Genomic DNA, 19,620 nt, shown 5'->3' with positions numbered 1-19,620 from the left:
CAAAGGTCTCTTTAATAACTGTGTTTATCGGTGGGGAAGGTTTGATTTTTGACTGCTTGAATGAAGTCGTTGGTAGCGGATTTTATGCTGCCGTTGGTGAGAAAGTTTTTGACAAATTTGGGTGGGTTTTGGGTGATTCCGAGCATATCATAACTGACCAATACTTGCCCATCACAGTCCACACCTGCTCCGATGCCGATGGTGGGGATGTTGAGTTGTTGGGTTATTTTGCGGGCGAGTGATGCGGGTATGCATTCAATGACAAGGGCTTGCACGCCCCAACTTTCGAGTGCTTTGGCATCGTCTAGAATGTTTTGAGCACTGTCTTTGTCTTTGCCTTGCACTTTATAGCCTCCCATTGCTATGACTGATTGTGGTTGCAAGCCGAGGTGTCCGCAAATGGGGATGTTATTTTCAACTAATATTTTAAAACACGCTTCGTGTTCTCGCCCACCTTCAAGTTTGACCATTTGTGCGCCCCCGTTGATTAATTGTTGTGCATTTTGTAGGGTTTGCTCGGCATTTGTGTAACTTTGATAGGGCATATCGGCAATTAATAACGCTTTACTCACGCCTTTTGCTACCGATTGCGTATGGTAAACCATTTCCTCTGTCGTAACAGACAAGGTATTTTCATCACCTTGAATAACATTGCCGAGTGAGTCGCCTATTAGAATAATATCAATGCCACATTCGTTAAATATTTTGGCAAATGCGTTGTCATAGGCTGTTAAACAAGTGATTTTTGTGCCGGATTGTTTGTGGGTTTTTAATTGTTGGATGTTCATAATTTAATTAGCGTTGAGGTGTCTAGTTTGTCAATTAATGCCTGAATAGGGCCTAATACTGGCACTTTAAAATCGGGTTCAATTTCTGCGAGTGGCACCAATACAAATGCACGGTTCATCATTTCTGCATGGGGCACCATCAATTGTTTAGAGGCAATCACTTGCACGCCATAAGTAATAATATCAAGGTCAATCGTCCTTGCCCCCCATTTTTTCTCACGCACCCGATGTTGTTTGGTTTCAATATTTTGACAAACATAAAGCAATTCCAACGCCGTAAGATGGGTATGCACTTCACATACTGCATTAATATAATCGGGTTGTTTGGTGCCGTCAATCGGTGGTGATTGATACAAACTTGATAATGCCACTACTTTGACATCAGCTGTTGTGTTGAGTGCAATCAAGGCATCTTTAATTTGTTGTTTTGGGTTGTTTAGGTTTGAGCCTAGTCCGATGTATGCTAGCATTATTTAATCCAATTTTCAGTTTTTAGCCCTTCTACACGGTCAAATTCTCTGAGGTTGTTACTGACTACTGTCGCCCCTAAACTGCGTGTGTGAGCGGCAATCCATAAATCATTATCGCCAATAATTTGACCTTTTTTAGATAAATCTGCTTTAATTTCCCCGTAATGTTTGGCGGCTTCTTTATCAACTTGAACAACTTGAGTGAGTGCGACAAAATTACTGACAACGGTTAATGATTTGTGGCGATATTGACTTTTATTTGCACCGTATAATAATTCGCCATAAGTAATAGAGGAAATTGCCATACGATTAGAGGGAATATGGGAAAAACGGCTTAATATTACAATTGGTTTTTTCTTAATCAGGTAAATACAGATATTAGTATCTAAAATGTAATCAATCATCCAAACTTTCTCTTTCTATTGGTGGTGTATCGCCCCTTCCCTCTATCATAAAATCATCGGGCATGTCCATTAAAGCCATTAAAGCATCGGCAACACTGGACTGTTTTTTCTTAATAGGTTTCATAATTAAATTATCACCTTCTTTGGTAATATCTACTTCATTCACATCAAAACGCAAGGCTTTTGGTAAGCGAACGGCTTGGGAATTGCCTGATTGGAATACTTTTGCTAACATAATAAACTCCTAAAAATATATACGGTTCAGTATATACTATTTTAATGAAAAAATGCTGATTTAATTTTTTACCTGATTCAAAGATGGGGTGAGTGGGTGTTAAGTCTTTTAATTGCAGTGTTTTCTATCTTTTTTTGGCTTGAATATTTCTCTATTTTTTTAATTAAAGCAAAGTCAGGTGTCTTATATAAATTTACCTACTAAACAATGCAGCCCACAATATAACACCGCCAGCAATGGCTAAGCCAGTGAGAATACCTGAATCTCTTTGGCGTTTTTTGACTTTGTCTCTAACTTCATCCATTGAGTGAATACCCAAGATTTTCATATAGCCCATCATTTCAACTTCGTTGCCACTTTTTACAATTAAATCCAAAAATACTTCCATTTCATCAAATGTAGCAGTTTCTAGAATAATCTTCTCTTGGATTCTTTCTAATTCTTTATATTCTTGCTTTAGCAATGACATTATTTTAAACAGTTTAAGTATATTTTCAAAGTCACTAAGAAGCCTTTTATTTAATGCTGTTTCACTTTCTTTATCACCTAATTGTTCAATTATATCTTGTAGCCCTTGTGTTGTTGCTACGAACTTAAACACATTTTCTAAATTTTTAATGAAATCTACTGTATCCATAAAATAATTTGGATACAATATTTTTAACTCTCTAATATCCTGTATTGATAATAAAACAACCTCAACCTTTTTATCCTGAATTGCTAATTCCATTGCTGAGTACTCTTCATTAGCCTGCTTAAATTGATCTTTACTATATCTATTGCATATCTCTGTTGTTTGATTGGAAAAATTCATTTTTAGTAATAGATATTGTTCTGCTGAATTTTTATCTACACCCTCAAAAGCAATATGGATATTTTGAAATGTATCTAATAACTTTAACTTTTCAATCTTTGGCTTTATATCTTTTACACTTTCAAGAATTGCATCTACCTTTTCTTCCTCCGAAGCAGCAAACAATATACTAATATCCTTGAATACCTCTAAATATTTATTGTCGCCATAGCTTTGTTTTAATGATTGATTTAAATATGTACCTAACACTTCAACTGCTGTTGCCCAACTATGTTGAATTTCGGTTCTTATTTGTATCTCTACTTTACACTGCTTCTGTGACTTAATTTGTTCATCATACTTGTAAATCATATGAATGCTTCTGTATCCACTATGACGGGGCGATTCAATATAATTGTCCTCTTTTACAAATTTAAATTTAGAGTTTTTATATTCTTTCTTGATTTCATCTTTTATTAAGTTAACTTCATTCATATTACCCAAAATAACCCTCAAACCAACAATATCTTGCATTTGAGATAATTTCATGTTTGTTTGTATTTGAAGTTTTTTAACAATTGATGGATTTCTTTTTACTCTTTCTGCAAGAAGTGCGTTAATACCCTGCTGTTTTAATATTTCCTCTATCATCTGACGACATAAATTCATTGGGCGTTGATGAATTATTCTGAATTGTTGGAGTATTGAGTCCGCCTCTTCTGATGAAATCTGACTGTCTTTGCCAGCTAACCTTTTGCCTGCTTGGTCAATTTTTTTATTACTAATTACCATATGACTGTTAGCAACCAATTAAAGTATAGAGAAAGTATAGGGAATAATGCATTTTTATCTGAAAATAGAGATTAACATTTAATTAGTGTGCCAATAACTTCACCTACATGTAAACGGGTAAGTACATCGTCAGTTTTACCTGAAGCAATGATAGTATTAGTGCTAGTTTTAGCAGCAGTTCTGGCAGCTAAAACTTTGGTGTACATACCGCCAGAGCCAAGTGATCCGCCTGTTCTGCCAGCAACTTGTTTCAGTTTTTCATCATCCACATGGATTTTATCGATTAACTTGGCATCGGCATTTTGGCGGGGGTCGGCATCATATACACCGCCTTGGTCGGTCAAAATAACCAACTGATTTGCACCAACCAAATTTGCTACTAATGCGGCTAAAGTATCGTTGTCACCAAATTTAATTTCTTCGGTCGCAATAGTGTCATTTTCGTTGACAATTGGCACGGTACCCATTTCTAATAAGGCGTTTAGGGTGGCACTGATGTTACTGCTTTGCTCGGTATTGGCAAGGCTATCGTGTGTTAGTAGCACTTGTGCGGTGTGGATGTTGTGCTTGGAAAATAAAGATTCGTAAGTTTGCACTAAACCCATTTGCCCAACGGCGGCAGCGGCTTGTAATTGGTGAATATCTGTTGGGCGGGTTTCCCAGCCTAGGCGTTTCATACCTTCGGCAATGGCACCACTGGATACCAAAATTACCTCTATATTTTGTTTTTTAAGTTCGGCAATTTGTGCTACCCAGTCAGCAATGGCGGGTTTGTCTAAACCTTTGCCATCATTCGTAAGCAGGGCTGAGCCGATTTTAACAATCCATCTATGCTTCTTCATTTGCTTTTGTCAGTTTAAACAGTCCTGCAATCAAATCCTTGCAACCTAAGCCATTCAACGCAGAAATATAAAATACTTCGCCTTTATATTTAATTGCCTTGACGATTTTAGCGGTGATTTCGTCGCGTTCGTCTGCTGGCAATAAATCCATTTTATTAATGGTTAATAATCGTGGCTTATTTGCCAAGTCTTGGTCGTATTTTGCCAGTTCGTTTTCAATAATTAAAAAATTATCAATAGGGTCGGAACCATCGGCTGGCATCACATCTAATATGTGTAATAACGCTTTGGTGCGTGCTAAGTGTTTTAAAAATTCAAAACCTAGCCCTACGCCCTCGCTGGCATCTTCAATCAAGCCAGGAATGTCTGCCATTACAATATGCTCATCATAATACGACACCACGCCTAAAGACGGGTGTAGCGTGGTAAATGGATAATCTGCCACTTTTGGTCGGGCACTGGATATTTGCCTAATTAAACTGGATTTTCCCGCATTTGGCATACCCAGTAGCCCAATGTCTGCCATCACGCTCATTTCTAAACCAATTTCACGAACTTCACCTGGTGAGCCTGGTGTAGTTTTACGGGGGGCACGATTGATACTGGATTTAAAACGGGTGTTACCCAAACCGTGAAACCCGCCTTTGGCAACCAGTATTTTTTGTTCGTGATTAATCATTTCGCCAATCATTTCATCGGTTTCTAAATCATAGATTTTAGTGCCTAATGGAATTTCTACCACTAAATGATCGGCAGACTTGCCCCGTTTATTTTGCCCTGAACCCGGTTGCCCGTTTTTTGCTCTAAATAAACGATTAAAACGGAACTCACTGAGCGTGTTTAACCCTTCCTGCCCTTGAAAATATATATGCCCACCATCGCCACCATCGCCACCATCAGGTCCACCATCGGGGATATATTTTTCCCGACGAAAGCCCAAACATCCTGCACCACCTTTTCCAGCTTCAATACGAATTGAAGCAGAGTCAACAAATTTCATTTAAAATCACTAAAATAGACAATAACCCGACATTATACCTCTTATCAATGAACCTAATCTCTTACAACTTAATCGGATATTTACTCCTGCCGGTGATGCTGTTGCGTCTGCTATTCAAAGGCTTTAAATCGATTGGCTACCGCCAAAGAATTGGCGAGCGATTGGGGTTTGTTAATGCCATTCAAGCGGATGTAATTTGGGTACATTGCGTTTCAGTCGGTGAATTTAGGGCGGCAATTGTCTTAATTGATGCACTGATTGCACAATATCCTAATGACAAAATATTGGTAACTAGCACCACACCAACTGGCTCTAAGGCAATCATTGAGTATTATCAAAGTAAGGTGTTGCACTGTTATTTTCCTTTTGATTTACCGTTTATTATTACTCGTTACCTGCGGAAAATCAATCCTAGAATTTGCCTTTTATTAGAAACAGAAATTTGGCCAAATCTTGTTTACAGCCTAAATAAAAATAATGTGCCAACTTTATTGGTCAATGCCAGATTGTCGTCTCGTTCATTGTCAAAATACCAAAAATTTGCACCCAAACTTGTTAAAAAAACCTTAAATAAATTTACCCTAATCGCAGCACAAAATAAAAACTCTGCTGATCGTTTTGCACAATTAGGGGTCAATAATAGCAGGATAACCATCGCTGGTAATATCAAATTCGACCAAAATACAAGCATAGATTTAGCTCTATCTGAGAAATTAAAAACCATTGCCGGTCATCGCAAAATCGTGGTATTCGCCAGTACCCACAAAGGCGAAGAAGCACAAATTATTAACGCCTATTTATCCAATCCTATTGATGCATTGATGCTGATTGTGCCACGACATCCTGAACGCTTTGGCGAAGTATATGACTTCGTCAAAAAAAGTGGCTTAAAAATCTACCAACGCTCCAACAATCAGTTTTGTGCAGATTGTCAGGTGCTATTAGGGGATTCTATGGGTGAGATGATGGCGTATTTTGCAATAGCCGATATTGTCTTTATGGGCGGTAGTTTGGTGGCAACTGGTGGACACAATATGCTAGAACCTGCTGCACTTTCTAAACCGATTTTATTCGCTTCAAATGTGTTTAATTTTAGTGAAATATCTACCGACTTATTAGCACAAAATGCCTGTATTCAAGTGCAAAATGCAGATGAATTGTTAATAGAAATTGTCGAATTATTAAACAATGAAGAAAAAGCCAAAACTTTGGGTGAGAATGCCAATCGGTATTTTAAATCTCAGCAAGGGGCGGTTGGTAATTTAATTAAACAAATTAAATTATTACTGTGAGACCTTTGCATAAATAGGGATGATTAGCAAAATGACAGATTTTATTAAATTGGAAATTTTTTAAATCCACTCCTAGCAGGGCTAAGGGTGTTTTTAAAAAGTTTGTAATTTGATGAAAGATGGCGTTTTGATGATTATTCATATTTATGCAAAGGTCTCACTGTAAATGCTTTCTCACAAATGCCGCTGTGCGTTGATTGGCGTCTTTGGCGGCTAAATCATCAGCAAAAGTTCTGACATGCTCTGGGCGAAAATCAAAGCCACGACCCACCCCTGGATAGACAATTAATTCGGCATCAATGCGGTTAGTTTTTAATACTTTGATGCCTAATAAAATTGGACGCAATCTTTGGTATTGTTCGTGTTCGCCAATAAAGATTAAGGTTGGCACTTTCAAATCGTTAATCTCTGACGCATATTGATAAACCTGCTCCACTTCGGAAGCATCAGGGTCTTGCCAGTGTGGATAATATGAGACATAACACGCTACTTTTTCCGCTTGTTGTTTGTGTGTAACCAAGGCTTTTAGTGTCATATAACCACCACGAGTATGTGATACTGTGCAGACTTTGTTGCCAATAATATCATCTCGTTCTAGCAATACATCAATGCCTTTTGCCACATGGTGATCGTAAGCAGGGGTGTGTTTGTTTGGGAATGGCGGTTTGAGATAAGTACCAAACATATTCGGTGCCAAAACGATAAAGCCACGAGCTGCCAAGCGTTTTACTCTCGGCAAAGTCCAATCATCCAACCCTCGACGACCGTGCTGGAATAAAATCGGCAGGTATTTTCCAGGCTGCGTTGGCTTGAATAAAAACGCTTCAACTTTGACTTCACCATCCATATAAGTTATTTCCTGCATAGATACTTGATGATTTTGTGGTACAGGCAACTGCCCTTCTTGCCACCACGCATCATCCCACCAGCGTTTTTCTTGATCTTGCGGATAGTTAATTTCCAGCCAAGGTTTAGACGGGTGCACCCCAGCAAAAACCAAACTGGATAAACATAAAATTAAAAATGTGAGACCTTTGCATAAATAGGGATGATTAGCAAAATGACAGATTTTATTAAATTGGAAATTTTTTAAATCCACTCCTAGCAGGGCTAAGGGTGTTTTTAAAAAGTTTGTAATTTGATGAAAGATGGCGTTTTGATGATTATTCATATTTATGCAAAGGTCTCAATGTACTAATTTTTATCATTGACAAGATATATTTCACTATCGTTAGCTAAGAATTCTTCAGATTTATAATTCATCTCTACTTTGATTGCATTGATTTTCTTAATCTCTGCTTCGTCCATCGTTTTAATTTCTTGGGTAATTTTCATAGAACAGAACTTAGGTCCACACATTGAGCAAAAATGTGAAGTTTTTGCTGCTTGTTTTGGTAAAGTTTCATCGTGATATTTACGGGCAGTATCAGGGTCTAAACCAAGGTTAAACTGGTCTTCCCAGCGGAATTCAAAACGGGCTTTGGACAAAGCGTTATCACGAATTTGTGCACCAGGATGCCCTTTAGCTAAGTCAGCGGCGTGGGCAGCGATTTTGTAGGCAATAATACCCTGTTTAACATCATCTTGATTGGGCAAGCCTAAATGCTCTTTTGGGGTGACATAACAAAGCATCGCACAGCCATACCAGCCAATTTGTGCCGCTCCAATCGCAGAGGTAATGTGGTCATAACCTGGGGCGATGTCGGTTGTTAATGGGCCTAAGGTATAAAATGGGGCTTCGCCACATTCGTCAAGTTGCTTTTCCATATTTTCTTTAATCATTTGCATTGGCACATGCCCTGGACCTTCAATGAAAGTTTGTACATCGTGCTTCCATGCCACCTTGGTTAACTCGCCTAAGGTCTCTAATTCGCCAAATTGTGCTGCATCATTCGCATCAGCAATACAACCTGGGCGCAAGCCATCGCCCAATGAAAAAGTAACATCATAGGCTTTCATAATTTCACAAATTTCCTCAAAATGCGTATAAATAAAACTCTCTTTATGATGTGCCAGACACCATTTCGCCATAATCGAACCGCCCCGAGAAACAATGCCCGTAATTCTGTCAATCGTTAATGGTACATGATGCAAACGCACCCCCGCATGAATAGTAAAGTAATCAACGCCCTGCTCAGCCTGCTCGATTAAGGTATCACGGAACACTTCCCAAGTCAAATCTTCGGCAACGCCATTCACTTTTTCCAAAGCTTGATAAATCGGCACAGTGCCAATCGGCACCGGTGAATTACGAATAATCCACTCACGGGTTTCGTGGATATTTTTACCTGTGGATAAATCCATAATCGTGTCAGCACCCCAGCGAATACCCCACACCATTTTATTCACTTCCTCTTCAATACTGGATCCAAGTGCTGAATTGCCGATATTACCGTTAATTTTTACCATAAAGTTACGACCAATAATCATCGGCTCAGTCTCAGGGTGGTTAATATTCGCAGGAATAACAGCGCGCCCTCGTGCCACTTCGTCACGGACAAATTCAGCGGTAATAATATCGGGAATGTTAGCACCAAACGATTCGCCTTTTTGTTGCCCAATTTTGTCCTTATAATCTTGCCATCTGCAATTTTCACGAATGGCGATATATTCCATCTCAGGCGTGATAATGCCTTGACGCGCATAATGCATTTGCGACACATTTTTGCTCGATTTTGCTCGACGCGGCGTACTTAAATGCTCAAAACGCAATTCGTTGAGTTCTTCATTATCACGGCGTTCGTTAGAAAAGTTTGAGCTTAACCCTTCTAAAACCTCTGTATCACTGCGTTCTTCAATCCAATTCGACCTAATATTGTCAAGTCCTTTTCGCAAATCAATATTAACACTGGGGTCGGTATAAACGCCCGATGTATCATAAACATACACAGGGTCGTTCTTTTCCGCTAACTCGCCAATCGTATCAGTCAGTGTAATTTTACGCATTGGCACTTGAATATCAAGGCGAGAACCCTTGACATAAATTTTTTCTGAATTGGGTAATGGTTTAATAAACGCTTCGTCCACATTGGACATTTGCCCTAAGGTTTTGCTTGCTATGCTCATTGGTAGTATAATCCGTTAATTATTAATATAAAAAGTTACTATGACAATTTTAACCCATAGACCGCGTCGTATGAGAAAACACGCACATACCCGTGAATTAATGCGTGAAAACATACTAACAACAGACGATTTAATCCTGCCAATTTTTATTGTAGAAGGTAAAAATCAACGCCAAAACATTGATTCTATGCCTGATATTCAGCGTTTAAGTATCGATCAACTCCTAATTGAAGCCGGTGAAATTATTGCACTAGGCATTCGTGTTATTGCACTTTTTCCCATCGTTCCAGAAGATAAAAAATCACTTGACGCCAAAGAATCCTTCAATAAAGACGGTTTGGTACAAAATGCCGTTCGTGCTTTAAAACAAACACATCCAGAATTAGTTGTCATCACCGATGTTGCTCTCGACCCATTCACCACCCACGGACAAGACGGTTTAATTGACGACAACGGCTATGTTCTCAACGATGAAACCACCAAAGTTTTAGTCAAACAAGCCCTTTCCCATGCTGAAGCAGGTGCCGACATCGTCGCCCCAAGTGATATGATGGACGGTCGTATCGGTGCAATCCGTGAAGCATTAGAAAAAAACGGCTTCATTCACACCAATATTCTTGCCTACTCAGCCAAATACGCCTCCAATTATTACGGTCCATTCCGTGACGCTGTCGGTTCTGCCCAAAATTTAGGGAAATCCAGCAAAGAAACCTACCAAATGGACCCTGCCAACTCTGATGAAGCCATCCGTGAAGTCGAATTAGACATTGAAGAAGGTGCTGATATGATAATGATAAAACCCGGTTTGCCATACCTAGATATCGTCTATCGCATCAAACAAACATTCGGTATGCCAACCTTCGCCTACCATGTCAGTGGCGAATATGCCATGCTCAAAGCCGCCAGTCAAAATGGTTGGATAGATGAAGAAAAAGTTGCACTTGAAACATTATTGTCTTTTAAGCGTGCTGGTGCAGATGCAATACTTACCTACTACGCCAAACAAGTGGCAATTTGGCTTAAATAGCGTATCCTTCTCTCTATTCTAACCATATTGGAATAAAAAAAATATTTAGTCATATGGGTTTACTAAACCCTTATTATATTTTTAAAATCCGCCCTGTAAAATAAAAAATACTTGCTATTTTCTAACTGTGCTGTTTAAATTGAACGATTAACTGAAATGATTTTCTAATTCTTTTGAGAATTATAGCTTTCCGAATAGAAAATTACTTGATCCTTGTTCCATTTAAGTACCAATTCTTTTAGCTTGTCTTTTTCTTTATATATTTCACCAAAATTATTTATTTGTTCTTCGGTTATTCTATACCCATCTTTTCTTAAAGTTTCTCTTGTTTTATATGGAAAAATAAAAGAGTCCTTACATATATTTGGGTAGACTAAATATTGAGCCATTAACTTATTAAGAGTCTTTGGTTTAACAAAATAAGGATTTAACCCACCTTGAAACATAACAATCATTTTTGAGGTATTTCTTAGCTTAGAATCATAAACTTGCATAAAATCAAAGAAAATACCCAGTAAGACTCTTTCTACTATGGATGGGTTTTTCAATATAGTTTTTGCACCCTCCATACCGATACTTGCATCTCCTATTGGATGATACGTGTCATTACTTTTGTTATGATATAAAACTTGCTTAGGTGAAGCGGCATGACCAATTCCTTCATACCACAAACATTCAATATTATCATCTTCCTTAATGTAGCTCTTAAGTATTCCATATTCACCACCATTTTTGTTAGTTGTACAATGTACATTGTATGCTCTAAAAACAGTCGCTACATCTTTTCTAGTTAACAGATATTCTTTCCTATCTTTTTGCAAAATAAGAACAATGTCATTTTTAAATGTTGTATCAAAATAATCATATATACATTTTAGATTATTACTATTTCTTCTATTCTTTTGTTGACTTTGCTCATAAAAAACCCATATGCATTTTCCAATTATTGAAAATTCATGCATATCGTTATTTTTTAAATTTTTTACAGCATCTTGAAGTTCTTCGATTGAGTCTTTTAAATTATCAACAATCAATTTATCATGATTAAATTTCACAATGAGTACCTTGACTAAATTAGAATATCTGTAATTTTACAGAAAAAAAATAAGGGGTGCCTTGAATTCAGGGAAAATGGGAATGGGAATAAGAACGGAAAGAGGGGAAGGGGAGGTACTACCCTTTTTTACTTTTTTTACCCAAAGGAGTTTGTAGTACTCTCTTTATTTTTGCTATCTAAATACAACACATCAGGACAAAAATCTTGACCATTTTTCCACTGAATACTATCCATAAAAGCTTTAACACTTTTAAAATAACTTTTATCTTTAAGTTGTTTAAAAAAACCTTTATTAAGGTATGGCGTTACATCAAAGACTTTAACTTCATCATTTGTAAAAGTTAAAATCAATTTATAATCATCTGTTGGCACTACATTTTTTATTCTTGGATACATATATGCGCCTCTTATTTTAAGGGTCAATTTTAAATATTTCTTCACCATTAGAGACCTTTGCATAAATAGGGATGATTAGCAAAATGACAGATTTTATTAAATTGGAAATTTTTTAAATCCACTCCTAGCAGGGCTAAGGGTGTTTTTAAAAAGTTTGTAATTTGATGAAAGATGGCGTTTTGATGATTATTCATATTTATGCAAAGGTCTCATGCAGTTTATGCTATACTTTTAGTCAATTAACTCTCAATAATTTAAACCTATGAATATAAATATTAGCATATGGGGCTGGAAAGGTCTTGGAGTCGTTTGGGGACATATTGGACATGTAATGATTTCTAATTTAGATAATGAAGTAATATTAAGCCAATATCCGCATAAATATGGACAAAAATTTACACCCAAAGGTCCAAACACTAAATTTTCATTTAAAGATACTTACAATGAAGAAAAAAGCACACCTGATGTTATATTTAGTTTGGTTATAAAAAAGAATTTTGTAGAAAGTTTTATAGAAACTGTTAATAATCATACGGAAAGAAAAATATGGGATTGGGATCCAAAAAATCCCTCTGAAACACATTGTACCAGATCAGCTTATGAAGCCTTAAAAAGTGGTGGGGTTTTAATCGATCAAGACAATGTGTACAAAATTGAAAATAATGAAAGAAAAGAAATTTTGCCTAACTCAATTTGGTACCTGCTAGACGATTTAGGCATAAAACCAATAATGCAGAAAAAAGACAACTTATTGCAAAAAATTATTGAGGATAATGAAAAAATTATTACATTTGTTAGACATCAAGATTTGTGGAATTAAATTATTATTCAATCACTTGCAACCATTGACGCATTAGCTAAATTAAAATGTCGTTTACTAAACTCTATTCTCAATCAAACTTTCTACCACTTCCAGTTCAGCCAAGGTTGAGGGTATCACTGAGATTATCATAATCAGTTTCAGTAATTTTTCTCAAAATATGACGCATAATTTTATCGCTACGAGTTTTGGGTAACTTAGCTTAGAAATAACCTTACTAAAACCAATACTTTGGATAATGTCGCTTAGGATTATTTGAAAGATTATTGATAAGCAATGCAATAATCAGCATTAGAAAAACACCAATACTTATCGGTGTCAAAACAAATAAATACCCCATATGATGGATTTCTACACCGCTGATAACAGTAATAAGTGCTGTTGCACCTCCAGGTGGATGCATTGTACGAGTTAAATGCATTAATACGATACTGATTGAAACAGCCAATGCAGCTAATAGCGTGGTATCTAAAGGTAAATATTTATAAAGAGTTACACCAACTAGAGCAGAAACAATGTGCCCACCAACTAAATTTCTTGGCTGGGAAAATTCTGCATGGGGTGCACCATAAATCAAAGCAGCAGATGCGCCAAAAGAACCAACTAAAAACAATTTACTTAATAATTCTATATGTATCAATTGGCTAAGAATTGATACAGAATAAATACCTAAAAATGCACCCAACCAAGACCATGCAATCTGATTTAATGGCATTCTTGGTGGAGATATTGAACTACCTTTCATTCTTTTAAAATAAGACATTTATCGAACTCTATTTTTAATCAAATCATCCACTGCTTCGGGCTCTGCCAATGTTGAAGTATCACCTAAGTTACCGTAATCATCTTCGGCAATCTTACGCAAAATACGACGCATAATCTTCCCACTACGGGTTTTTGGTAGCACAGGTGCAAATTGAATTTTATCAACATTCGCGATTGGCCCAATTTCGTTACGGACTAATTTAACCAATTCTGCTTTGATTTTGTCGCTTGGATCTGTTCCTTTCATAATAGAGACATAAGCATAAATCCCCTGCCCTTTGATGTCGTGAGGGTAGCCGACAACTGCGGCTTCAGAAACACTTTTATGCAGGACTAAGGCAGATTCAATCTCTGCCGTCCCTAAACGATGACCTGAAATATTGAGGACATCATCTACTCTGCCAGTAATCCAATAATAGCCGTCTGCATCGCGTTTAACACCATCGCCAGCAAAATATTTTCCAGGGAAGGTGGTGAAATACGCTTCCATAAATCGTTCGTGATTGTTATAAAGTGTACGCATTTGCCCTGGCCAAGAACGGGCTAAAACTAGGATACCTTCGGCTGCTCCTGTTAATACTTCGCCTTTTTCATTAACAACTTGTGGCTCAATACCAAAAAATGGCTTGCTTGCTGAACCGGGTTTTAAAGCAGTGGCATAAGGCAAAGGGCTAATCACATGTCCGCCCGTTTCGGTTTGCCACCAAGTGTCAACGATGGGGCAATTGCCATTGCCGATTTTGTGATAATACCATTCCCAGGCTTCCGGATTGATGGGCTCGCCAACGGTGCCGAGAATACGCAGGCTTGAACGGTCGGTTTTTTCTACAAAATCATCGCCTGCACCCATTAATGCACGGATTGCGGTCGGCGCTGTATAAAAAGTATTTACTTGGTGTTTGTCAATCACCTGCCAAAAACGAGCGGCATCGGGGTAAGTCGGAACGCCCTCAAACATCAGTGTCGTTGCGCCATTGGCAAGGGGCCCATAGACAATATACGAATGCCCTGTTACCCAACCGACATCGGCAGTGCACCAATAAATATCGCCCTGCTGATAATCAAACACATATTTATGCGTGATAGCAGCATACAACAAATAACCACCCGTAGTATGCAACACCCCTTTTGGCTTACCAGTTGAACCCGAAGTATAAAGAATAAACAAAGGTGTTTCCGCATCAAATGACTCACATGGGCAAATATCATCCATCTCTGCCACTAAATCGTGATACCAAACATCTCGCTCACCCCACACCACCTCGCCCTTGGTATTTTGCACCACAATCACGCTATCAACACAATCACAGGCGACAATCGCTTGATCAACATTGGCTTTAAGCGGCGTCGCCCGACCGCCACGCAAACCTTCATCAGCAGTAATCACAATTTGACATTTCGAATCAAGAATTCTATCTTTTAACGCCTCAGGTGAAAAACCCCCAAATACTACTGAATGAATTGCCCCAATCCGTGCACACGCCAACATCGCATAACTCGCCTCTAAAATCATCGGCATATAAATACACACCCTATCGCCTTTTCTCACACCGAGTTTTTTCAAACCATTTGCTAATTTTGCCACCTCGTCGTGCAGTTCTTGGTAAGTTACTTTTTGACTGATTGCCGGATTATCCCCCTCCCAAATAATCGCTGTTTGATTGGCTCGTTGTGACAAATGACGGTCAATACAGTTATACGCCACATTCAACTCACCACCCTTAAACCACTCAATTAAGCCGGTGTTGTAATCCACTTTAGAAGTGGTTTCCCATTCCTTATCCCAATCTAAAAACTGTCTGGCCTGCGTTGCCCAAAACACATCAGAATTCTCAATTGAATCTTGATACATTGAAAGATATTTGGCTTCGTTAATAAGAGGGATTCTATCGGATTTTGCAATTGGATACATGGTCTTTATTTTAGTTGTTATAAAGGTATTGATAATACCTAAAAAAATACCTGTTTATTAAGACCTTGCACAATTGGTAAATTTATTCCTAGAGACCTTTGCATAAATAGGGATGATTAGCAAAATGACAGATTTTATTAAATTGGAAATTTTTTAAATCCACTCCTAGCAGGGCTAAGGGTGTTTTTAAAAAGTTTGTAATTTGATGAAAGATGGCGTTTTGATGATTATTCATATTTATGCAAAGGTCTCTCCTAATATTAACCCTGCATTAACCTATACTCCTCAAGGGTAAATAAAATAGCACCTTTCTCGCCAAAAAAAAACTCGTCAAATAACCGTCTATTTTTTTAGATAGAAAATGTACTATTTCCTATATTCCCTACGACGCACTAGGTTATTCGGTAAATATCTTTAAGATACCTTGGGCTTTGTGTTCGGTTTCTGCCAGTTCGCGTGTGGCAATGGAATCAAAGACGATGCCACCGCCTGCCCGAAAAGTGAGAGTTTGATTTTGTTGGGTTAGAGTGCGGATGAGGATATTGAAGTCCATTTTGCCATTACTACTGATGTAGCCGAGTGAGCCTGTGTAGGCTTGGCGGGGTTGTTGTTCAAGTTCGGCAATAATTTGCATACAGCGAATTTTGGGGCAACCAGTGATAGTACCTCCAGGAAATAAGGCACGGATTAGATCTTTAATGGTGATACCCTGTTTGAGTTTACCTTGTATGTTGGAAACGATGTGATGGACGAATGGGTAGGTTTCTAATGCCATTACTTCGTTAACATGGACTGTGCCGTATTCACATACTCTACCTAAATCATTGCGTCCTAAGTCGAGTAGCATAATGTGTTCGGCTTGTTCTTTGGGGTGATTGATGAGTTGGGCTTTGAGGCGTTCGTCTTCTTCGCCTTGTCCACGGGGGTGTGTGCCTGCGATTGGGCGGGTTTCTACTTGCTTGCCATCAACACTGAATAAGCGTTCTGGCGATGATGAAATGATGCTGAAACCGTCAAATTGTGCCAAAGCAGCAAAAGGGGCGGGGTTGGATTTTTTTAACGCTTGGTATATTTGGGTGGGTTTGAGTGCGTCGTTTAACTGGTATTGCCATTGTCGAGATAAATTAACCTGAAATACATCACCTGCAATGATGTAATCCCGACTGCATTTAACACCATTAATAAATTTAGACGCTTGTTCTGATGTCAATTCGCCTTGAATAGGGCTTAGTGGGATATCTTGCAGTTGTGCAATGTCTGATAGCACTTGGTTTATGCGTTGTTGGTCGTCAAATTGATCTAGCAGATAGGTTTTCTGCTGTTGGTGGTCAATCACAATAGCAGTTGGGATTTTGACGGCAATAGCAATGGGTTGACTACCATTCAGTAAGTTGTCTTTAAGTATCGGCTCAATTTGTCCGATGAGTTCGTAGGATAGATAGACAAACCAACCTCCTGTGAAGGGTAAGTCGCTTTTCATGGTAGAGGATTCCGTCTTGCGTTCTAATTCAGAGAGAAAATCAAAATCAACTAAATTATTGAGTACGATTTGCTCAATGGGATGAGAGAAAAGGATGGAATAACGATTATTTTTATTGTGATTGACGCTTTCTAATAAAAATGGATATCGTTGTGCGTTCAAATGACATAGACTGTCTAACGCTACCTCAGGGATTTCTAAGGGGGACACTACAGGTTTTTTTTTAAGAATTATTTGTAAACAAACTCAACACGGCGGTTTTTTTGCCAGCCGATTTCATTATCTATTTTACTAATTGGCTTTTCTTCGCCATAACTAATTACCTTAATTCTATCGGCAATATGGTAAAGACTCATCACTTCTTTAACGCGTAAAGCACGATTTTCAGCTAAAGCTAAGTTGTATTCACGCGTACCACGAGCGTCTGCATGCCCTTCTAGATGCAATCTTATTTGTGGGTTGTCTTGCATAAATTGCACATGTTTGATGATTTCTTGGGTAGCATCCTTACTAATTTCATCTGCATTAAAATCAAAATACAAAGTAAAACTGACATCACTGGCTTCTAACGCTGATAATATTCTTTCTTTTTCCTGTTTTGGCATTGATGCTACTGATTTTTCTTGTGATTCTTGCCATTCAAAACTTGATTGTTCACCAATAATCGCAGGTATTTCATTTTGCCCTTTGTCTTCAATCACTACCTTTTTAGTTGATTTTCCGCTGGAAAACTTGTCCATTATCGAGCAGCCACTTAATACTGCCATTAATGACAAAATAATTAATAATTTCATCTTTTTCTCCTATTTATTTTAAGTGAGTAGACCAATTTGGCTCTCTAACTTCTGCGTTATACGAAGATAATTCGTATGAACGATTACCCTCCACGGATATGACAGATAATACCCCTTTTGTTTTACGATTACTAGAAAAAATAATCATATCGCCATTTGGTGAAAAATGGGGTGATTCGTCTAATTGTCCATTGCTTATCACTGTTAATTCACTAGTTTTAAGGTTTAATAGTGCAATGCGATAGTCACTATCCACACGATGTACTAAGGCTAATTGCTTGCCGTCGGGGGAAAATGTGGCTTTGGCATTGTAACGCCCTGAGAAAGTAACACGGTTAACTTGATTGGTTGCTAAATCTCTAATATAAATCTGTGGTTGTCCAGAACGGTCGGAAGTGAAGACAATGCGCTTGCCGTCAGGGGAATAACTGGCTTCTGTGTCAATGCCTTGGTGCTTAGTCCAGCGGGTGAAGCGGTTGCTTTCTAAGTTGTAAGCATAAATGTCTTTGTTGCCCTTGAAAGACATTGTCATCAGCAAACTTTTACCATTTGGATGCCAACTGGGTGAAGAGGCGATGCCGTCAAAATGTGGCAATCTTTGCACTTTTTTATTAGCGAATGGGTGCCAAATAAACACCTCTGAACGCCCGTTTTCAAAGGAAACATAGGCAATTTTTTTGTCTTTATAGTTACGGTCTGGCGACCAGACTGGGGAAAGCATCGGACTGCTGTGCTTGATGCGACTTTTAGCATTCATCGCATCAGCATCAGCTATATTAAGTCGGTAGATTTTTTTGCCTTTACTGTCTTCTTTGACAGTAATATAAGTCAATAGCGTGTTAAATGAGCCATTTTCGCCCAAGAGTGCCTCGTAAATATTGTCACTAATTTGGTGTGCAACTTTTCTAAAATCACGGGTGTGGATACGAGTTGAGCGAGAAAGTAATTTGGCGTTGTTATAAACATCAAATAAAGTAAAAGAAAGTCGGTAAATTTTGCTACTTTCCTGCTCAATACTACCAATAACTACAGCCTCTCTGTTTTTTTTCTTCCAAAATTCTGTATTAAATTTATCTACAACAGTGCTGGGAATAATTGCATTGAAACGCCCTGAACGGGTTAAATTGGTGTGAATAATTTTTGAGATATCTTTATCTTGCGCCCCTTTACCAATCAGTTTGAATTTGCTGATAGCAATGGGAAAGGTATTTTCGTCTTTTTTGACTACGGTAACTTCTAATACCCCATGTGCCATACCGACACTGAGTATTAAAAACAACGCTAGCCACAGTTTTGATTTCATTCTCTTTCTTCAAGCCAATTCATTTGGATAGCTTCTAGGATTTTTTCACCTGATTTATCAGGGATATCGTCAAATTCTTTAAGGTCTATCACCATCTTATGCAAATCCACAAAATTAATATAAGTCGGGTCAAAGTCTGGGTGTGCCTCATCAAGGGCAATGGCAATATCTAAAGAGTCAGTCCAAAGCATAATTATCTCACTATGAGACCTTTGCATAAATAGGGATGATTAGCAAAATGACAGATTTTATTAAATTGGAAATTTTTTAAATCCACTCCTAGCAGGGCTAAGGGTGTTTTTAAAAAGTTTGTAATTTGATGAAAGATGGCGTTTTGATGATTATTCATATTTATGCAAAGGTCTCACTATAAAAAAACTAAAT

At 38.0% G+C, this 19,620-nt stretch carries 24 protein-coding genes; 3 read left to right on the top strand and 21 right to left on the bottom strand.

The window, feature by feature from the left end; translation table 11 throughout:
• Positions 1 to 11 precede the first annotated feature (11 nt).
• The 7 genes from panB to cgtA form a co-directional block, all read right to left on the bottom strand.
• A complete protein-coding gene (panB, locus tag AB8525_RS09845; RefSeq protein ID WP_369151387.1) occupies positions 12 to 788 on the bottom strand; it encodes a 3-methyl-2-oxobutanoate hydroxymethyltransferase in 777 nt (258 codons plus the stop codon).
• Positions 785 to 1,258 carry a 2-amino-4-hydroxy-6-hydroxymethyldihydropteridine diphosphokinase gene (folK, locus tag AB8525_RS09840; protein ID WP_369151385.1) on the bottom strand — a complete coding sequence of 158 codons (474 nt, stop codon included), beginning with the start codon at positions 1,256 to 1,258 and terminating at the stop codon, positions 785 to 787. Before folK ends, panB begins: the two co-directional genes overlap by 4 nt.
• The gene (locus tag AB8525_RS09835; RefSeq protein WP_369177679.1) at positions 1,258 to 1,662 is read right to left on the bottom strand and encodes a type II toxin-antitoxin system VapC family toxin; all 405 of its coding nucleotides are present in this window, start codon (positions 1,660 to 1,662) and stop codon (positions 1,258 to 1,260) included. Before AB8525_RS09835 ends, folK begins: the two co-directional genes overlap by 1 nt.
• Positions 1,655 to 1,897 carry an antitoxin gene (locus AB8525_RS09830; protein ID WP_369177677.1) on the bottom strand — a complete coding sequence of 81 codons (243 nt, stop codon included), beginning with the start codon at positions 1,895 to 1,897 and terminating at the stop codon, positions 1,655 to 1,657. Before AB8525_RS09830 ends, AB8525_RS09835 begins: the two co-directional genes overlap by 8 nt.
• Before the next feature lie 193 nt (positions 1,898 to 2,090).
• Positions 2,091 to 3,482, bottom strand: a complete 1,392-nt coding sequence (locus tag AB8525_RS09825; protein ID WP_369177675.1) for a RelA/SpoT domain-containing protein — start codon at positions 3,480 to 3,482, stop codon at positions 2,091 to 2,093.
• Between the two features lie 71 nt (positions 3,483 to 3,553).
• Positions 3,554 to 4,324, bottom strand: a complete 771-nt coding sequence (proB, locus tag AB8525_RS09820) for a glutamate 5-kinase (RefSeq protein ID WP_369177673.1) — start codon at positions 4,322 to 4,324, stop codon at positions 3,554 to 3,556.
• Positions 4,311 to 5,324: an Obg family GTPase CgtA gene (cgtA, locus tag AB8525_RS09815; RefSeq protein ID WP_369177671.1), complete on the bottom strand. Its 1,014-nt coding sequence runs from the start codon at positions 5,322 to 5,324 to the stop codon at positions 4,311 to 4,313. The genes proB and cgtA overlap by 14 nt, the downstream gene beginning before the upstream one ends.
• A 47-nt stretch (positions 5,325 to 5,371) precedes the next feature.
• Between cgtA and waaA the strand changes: the two genes are divergently transcribed.
• Positions 5,372 to 6,616: a lipid IV(A) 3-deoxy-D-manno-octulosonic acid transferase gene (gene waaA / locus AB8525_RS09810; RefSeq protein WP_369177669.1), complete on the top strand. Its 1,245-nt coding sequence runs from the start codon at positions 5,372 to 5,374 to the stop codon at positions 6,614 to 6,616.
• Here the strand turns inward: waaA and AB8525_RS09805 are convergent.
• From AB8525_RS09805 to thiC, 3 genes are read right to left on the bottom strand one after another with little or no spacing between them, the layout of a single operon-like run.
• Positions 6,600 to 6,758, bottom strand: coding sequence for a hypothetical protein (locus AB8525_RS09805; RefSeq protein ID WP_369177667.1), 159 nt, complete (start codon positions 6,756 to 6,758; stop codon positions 6,600 to 6,602). The two genes, waaA and AB8525_RS09805, sit on opposite strands and share 17 nt — an antisense overlap.
• A gap of 15 nt (positions 6,759 to 6,773) precedes the next feature.
• A complete protein-coding gene (locus AB8525_RS09800) occupies positions 6,774 to 7,787 on the bottom strand; it encodes a dienelactone hydrolase family protein (protein WP_369177665.1) in 1,014 nt (337 codons plus the stop codon).
• 23 nt (positions 7,788 to 7,810) lie between these two features.
• Positions 7,811 to 9,682: a phosphomethylpyrimidine synthase ThiC gene (thiC, locus tag AB8525_RS09795; RefSeq protein ID WP_369177664.1), complete on the bottom strand. Its 1,872-nt coding sequence runs from the start codon at positions 9,680 to 9,682 to the stop codon at positions 7,811 to 7,813.
• Between the two features lie 40 nt (positions 9,683 to 9,722).
• Between thiC and hemB the strand changes: the two genes are divergently transcribed.
• A complete protein-coding gene (gene hemB, locus AB8525_RS09790) occupies positions 9,723 to 10,709 on the top strand; it encodes a porphobilinogen synthase (protein WP_369177660.1) in 987 nt (328 codons plus the stop codon).
• Between the two features lie 164 nt (positions 10,710 to 10,873).
• Here hemB and AB8525_RS09785 read toward each other — a convergent pair whose 3' ends face one another.
• The 3 genes from AB8525_RS09785 to AB8525_RS09775 all read right to left on the bottom strand — a co-directional run bounded on the left by AB8525_RS09785 (position 10,874) and on the right by AB8525_RS09775 (position 12,356).
• Complete coding sequence (locus AB8525_RS09785; protein ID WP_369177658.1) at positions 10,874 to 11,764, bottom strand: hypothetical protein; 891 nt, start codon at positions 11,762 to 11,764, stop codon at positions 10,874 to 10,876.
• 137 nt (positions 11,765 to 11,901) lie between these two features.
• Positions 11,902 to 12,225: a DUF2442 domain-containing protein gene (locus tag AB8525_RS09780; RefSeq protein ID WP_369177656.1), complete on the bottom strand. Its 324-nt coding sequence runs from the start codon at positions 12,223 to 12,225 to the stop codon at positions 11,902 to 11,904.
• The gene (locus AB8525_RS09775; RefSeq protein WP_369149988.1) at positions 12,210 to 12,356 is read right to left on the bottom strand and encodes a hypothetical protein; all 147 of its coding nucleotides are present in this window, start codon (positions 12,354 to 12,356) and stop codon (positions 12,210 to 12,212) included. Before AB8525_RS09775 ends, AB8525_RS09780 begins: the two co-directional genes overlap by 16 nt.
• Before the next feature lie 68 nt (positions 12,357 to 12,424).
• Between AB8525_RS09775 and AB8525_RS09770 the strand changes: the two genes are divergently transcribed.
• Positions 12,425 to 12,982, top strand: coding sequence for a hypothetical protein (locus tag AB8525_RS09770; RefSeq protein WP_369177654.1), 558 nt, complete (start codon positions 12,425 to 12,427; stop codon positions 12,980 to 12,982).
• Positions 12,983 to 13,199: 217 nt separating this feature from the next.
• On the opposite strand, the gene AB8525_RS09765 is transcribed toward AB8525_RS09770, so the two are convergent.
• From AB8525_RS09765 to AB8525_RS09730, 8 genes are all read right to left on the bottom strand, one after another.
• Positions 13,200 to 13,745 (bottom strand): HPP family protein, encoded by a 546-nt coding sequence (locus tag AB8525_RS09765; protein WP_369177652.1) that lies wholly within the window; start codon positions 13,743 to 13,745, stop codon positions 13,200 to 13,202.
• On the bottom strand, positions 13,746 to 15,659 hold the full coding sequence (gene acs / locus AB8525_RS09760; protein ID WP_369177651.1) for an acetate--CoA ligase: 1,914 nt from the start codon (positions 15,657 to 15,659) through the stop codon (positions 13,746 to 13,748). It abuts the gene before it with no gap.
• 88 nt (positions 15,660 to 15,747) lie between these two features.
• Entirely contained in the window at positions 15,748 to 15,894 is a 147-nt protein-coding gene (locus AB8525_RS09755) for a hypothetical protein (protein WP_369149988.1), read from the bottom strand.
• Positions 15,895 to 16,056: 162 nt separating this feature from the next.
• The gene (locus AB8525_RS09750; protein ID WP_369177649.1) at positions 16,057 to 17,349 is read right to left on the bottom strand and encodes an aminodeoxychorismate synthase component I; all 1,293 of its coding nucleotides are present in this window, start codon (positions 17,347 to 17,349) and stop codon (positions 16,057 to 16,059) included.
• A gap of 20 nt (positions 17,350 to 17,369) precedes the next feature.
• Positions 17,370 to 17,933, bottom strand: coding sequence for an OmpA family protein (locus tag AB8525_RS09745; RefSeq protein ID WP_369177647.1), 564 nt, complete (start codon positions 17,931 to 17,933; stop codon positions 17,370 to 17,372).
• Between the two features lie 13 nt (positions 17,934 to 17,946).
• Positions 17,947 to 19,236 carry a Tol-Pal system beta propeller repeat protein TolB gene (gene tolB / locus AB8525_RS09740; protein WP_369177645.1) on the bottom strand — a complete coding sequence of 430 codons (1,290 nt, stop codon included), beginning with the start codon at positions 19,234 to 19,236 and terminating at the stop codon, positions 17,947 to 17,949.
• Positions 19,233 to 19,427, bottom strand: a complete 195-nt coding sequence (gene iscX / locus AB8525_RS09735; protein ID WP_369153115.1) for a Fe-S cluster assembly protein IscX — start codon at positions 19,425 to 19,427, stop codon at positions 19,233 to 19,235. Before iscX ends, tolB begins: the two co-directional genes overlap by 4 nt.
• A gap of 2 nt (positions 19,428 to 19,429) precedes the next feature.
• Positions 19,430 to 19,585 (bottom strand): hypothetical protein, encoded by a 156-nt coding sequence (locus AB8525_RS09730; protein WP_369151343.1) that lies wholly within the window; start codon positions 19,583 to 19,585, stop codon positions 19,430 to 19,432.
• Between the last annotated feature and the right edge of the window lie 35 nt (positions 19,586 to 19,620).

It is taken from the genome of Candidatus Thiodubiliella endoseptemdiera, assembly GCF_964212635.1.
GTDB classification, from domain to species: Bacteria; Pseudomonadota; Gammaproteobacteria; order PS1; family Pseudothioglobaceae; genus Thiodubiliella; species Thiodubiliella endoseptemdiera.
This window is presented reverse-complemented; position numbering and strand designations above follow the sequence as displayed.

Bases quoted from the DNA above. Each gene is read 5' to 3' on its own strand.
- panB (WP_369151387.1), bottom strand. From the start codon at position 788: ATGAACATCCAACAATTAAAAACCCACAAACAATCCGGCACAAAAATC.
- folK (WP_369151385.1), bottom strand. From the start codon at position 1,258: ATGCTAGCATACATCGGACTAGGCTCAAACCTAAACAACCCAAAACAA.
- AB8525_RS09835 (WP_369177679.1), bottom strand. From the start codon at position 1,662: ATGATTGATTACATTTTAGATACTAATATCTGTATTTACCTGATTAAG.
- AB8525_RS09830 (WP_369177677.1), bottom strand. From the start codon at position 1,897: ATGTTAGCAAAAGTATTCCAATCAGGCAATTCCCAAGCCGTTCGCTTA.
- AB8525_RS09825 (WP_369177675.1), bottom strand. From the start codon at position 3,482: ATGGTAATTAGTAATAAAAAAATTGACCAAGCAGGCAAAAGGTTAGCT.
- proB (WP_369177673.1), bottom strand. From the start codon at position 4,324: ATGAAGAAGCATAGATGGATTGTTAAAATCGGCTCAGCCCTGCTTACG.
- cgtA (WP_369177671.1), bottom strand. From the start codon at position 5,324: ATGAAATTTGTTGACTCTGCTTCAATTCGTATTGAAGCTGGAAAAGGT.
- waaA (WP_369177669.1), top strand. From the start codon at position 5,372: ATGAACCTAATCTCTTACAACTTAATCGGATATTTACTCCTGCCGGTG.
- AB8525_RS09805 (WP_369177667.1), bottom strand. From the start codon at position 6,758: ATGAATAATCATCAAAACGCCATCTTTCATCAAATTACAAACTTTTTA.
- AB8525_RS09800 (WP_369177665.1), bottom strand. From the start codon at position 7,787: ATGAATAATCATCAAAACGCCATCTTTCATCAAATTACAAACTTTTTA.
- thiC (WP_369177664.1), bottom strand. From the start codon at position 9,682: ATGAGCATAGCAAGCAAAACCTTAGGGCAAATGTCCAATGTGGACGAA.
- hemB (WP_369177660.1), top strand. From the start codon at position 9,723: ATGACAATTTTAACCCATAGACCGCGTCGTATGAGAAAACACGCACAT.
- AB8525_RS09780 (WP_369177656.1), bottom strand. From the start codon at position 12,225: ATGCAAAGGTCTCTAATGGTGAAGAAATATTTAAAATTGACCCTTAAA.
- AB8525_RS09775 (WP_369149988.1), bottom strand. From the start codon at position 12,356: ATGAATAATCATCAAAACGCCATCTTTCATCAAATTACAAACTTTTTA.
- AB8525_RS09770 (WP_369177654.1), top strand. From the start codon at position 12,425: ATGAATATAAATATTAGCATATGGGGCTGGAAAGGTCTTGGAGTCGTT.
- AB8525_RS09765 (WP_369177652.1), bottom strand. From the start codon at position 13,745: ATGTCTTATTTTAAAAGAATGAAAGGTAGTTCAATATCTCCACCAAGA.
- acs (WP_369177651.1), bottom strand. From the start codon at position 15,659: ATGTATCCAATTGCAAAATCCGATAGAATCCCTCTTATTAACGAAGCC.
- AB8525_RS09755 (WP_369149988.1), bottom strand. From the start codon at position 15,894: ATGAATAATCATCAAAACGCCATCTTTCATCAAATTACAAACTTTTTA.
- AB8525_RS09745 (WP_369177647.1), bottom strand. From the start codon at position 17,933: ATGAAATTATTAATTATTTTGTCATTAATGGCAGTATTAAGTGGCTGC.
- tolB (WP_369177645.1), bottom strand. From the start codon at position 19,236: ATGAAATCAAAACTGTGGCTAGCGTTGTTTTTAATACTCAGTGTCGGT.
- iscX (WP_369153115.1), bottom strand. From the start codon at position 19,427: ATGCTTTGGACTGACTCTTTAGATATTGCCATTGCCCTTGATGAGGCA.
- AB8525_RS09730 (WP_369151343.1), bottom strand. From the start codon at position 19,585: ATGAATAATCATCAAAACGCCATCTTTCATCAAATTACAAACTTTTTA.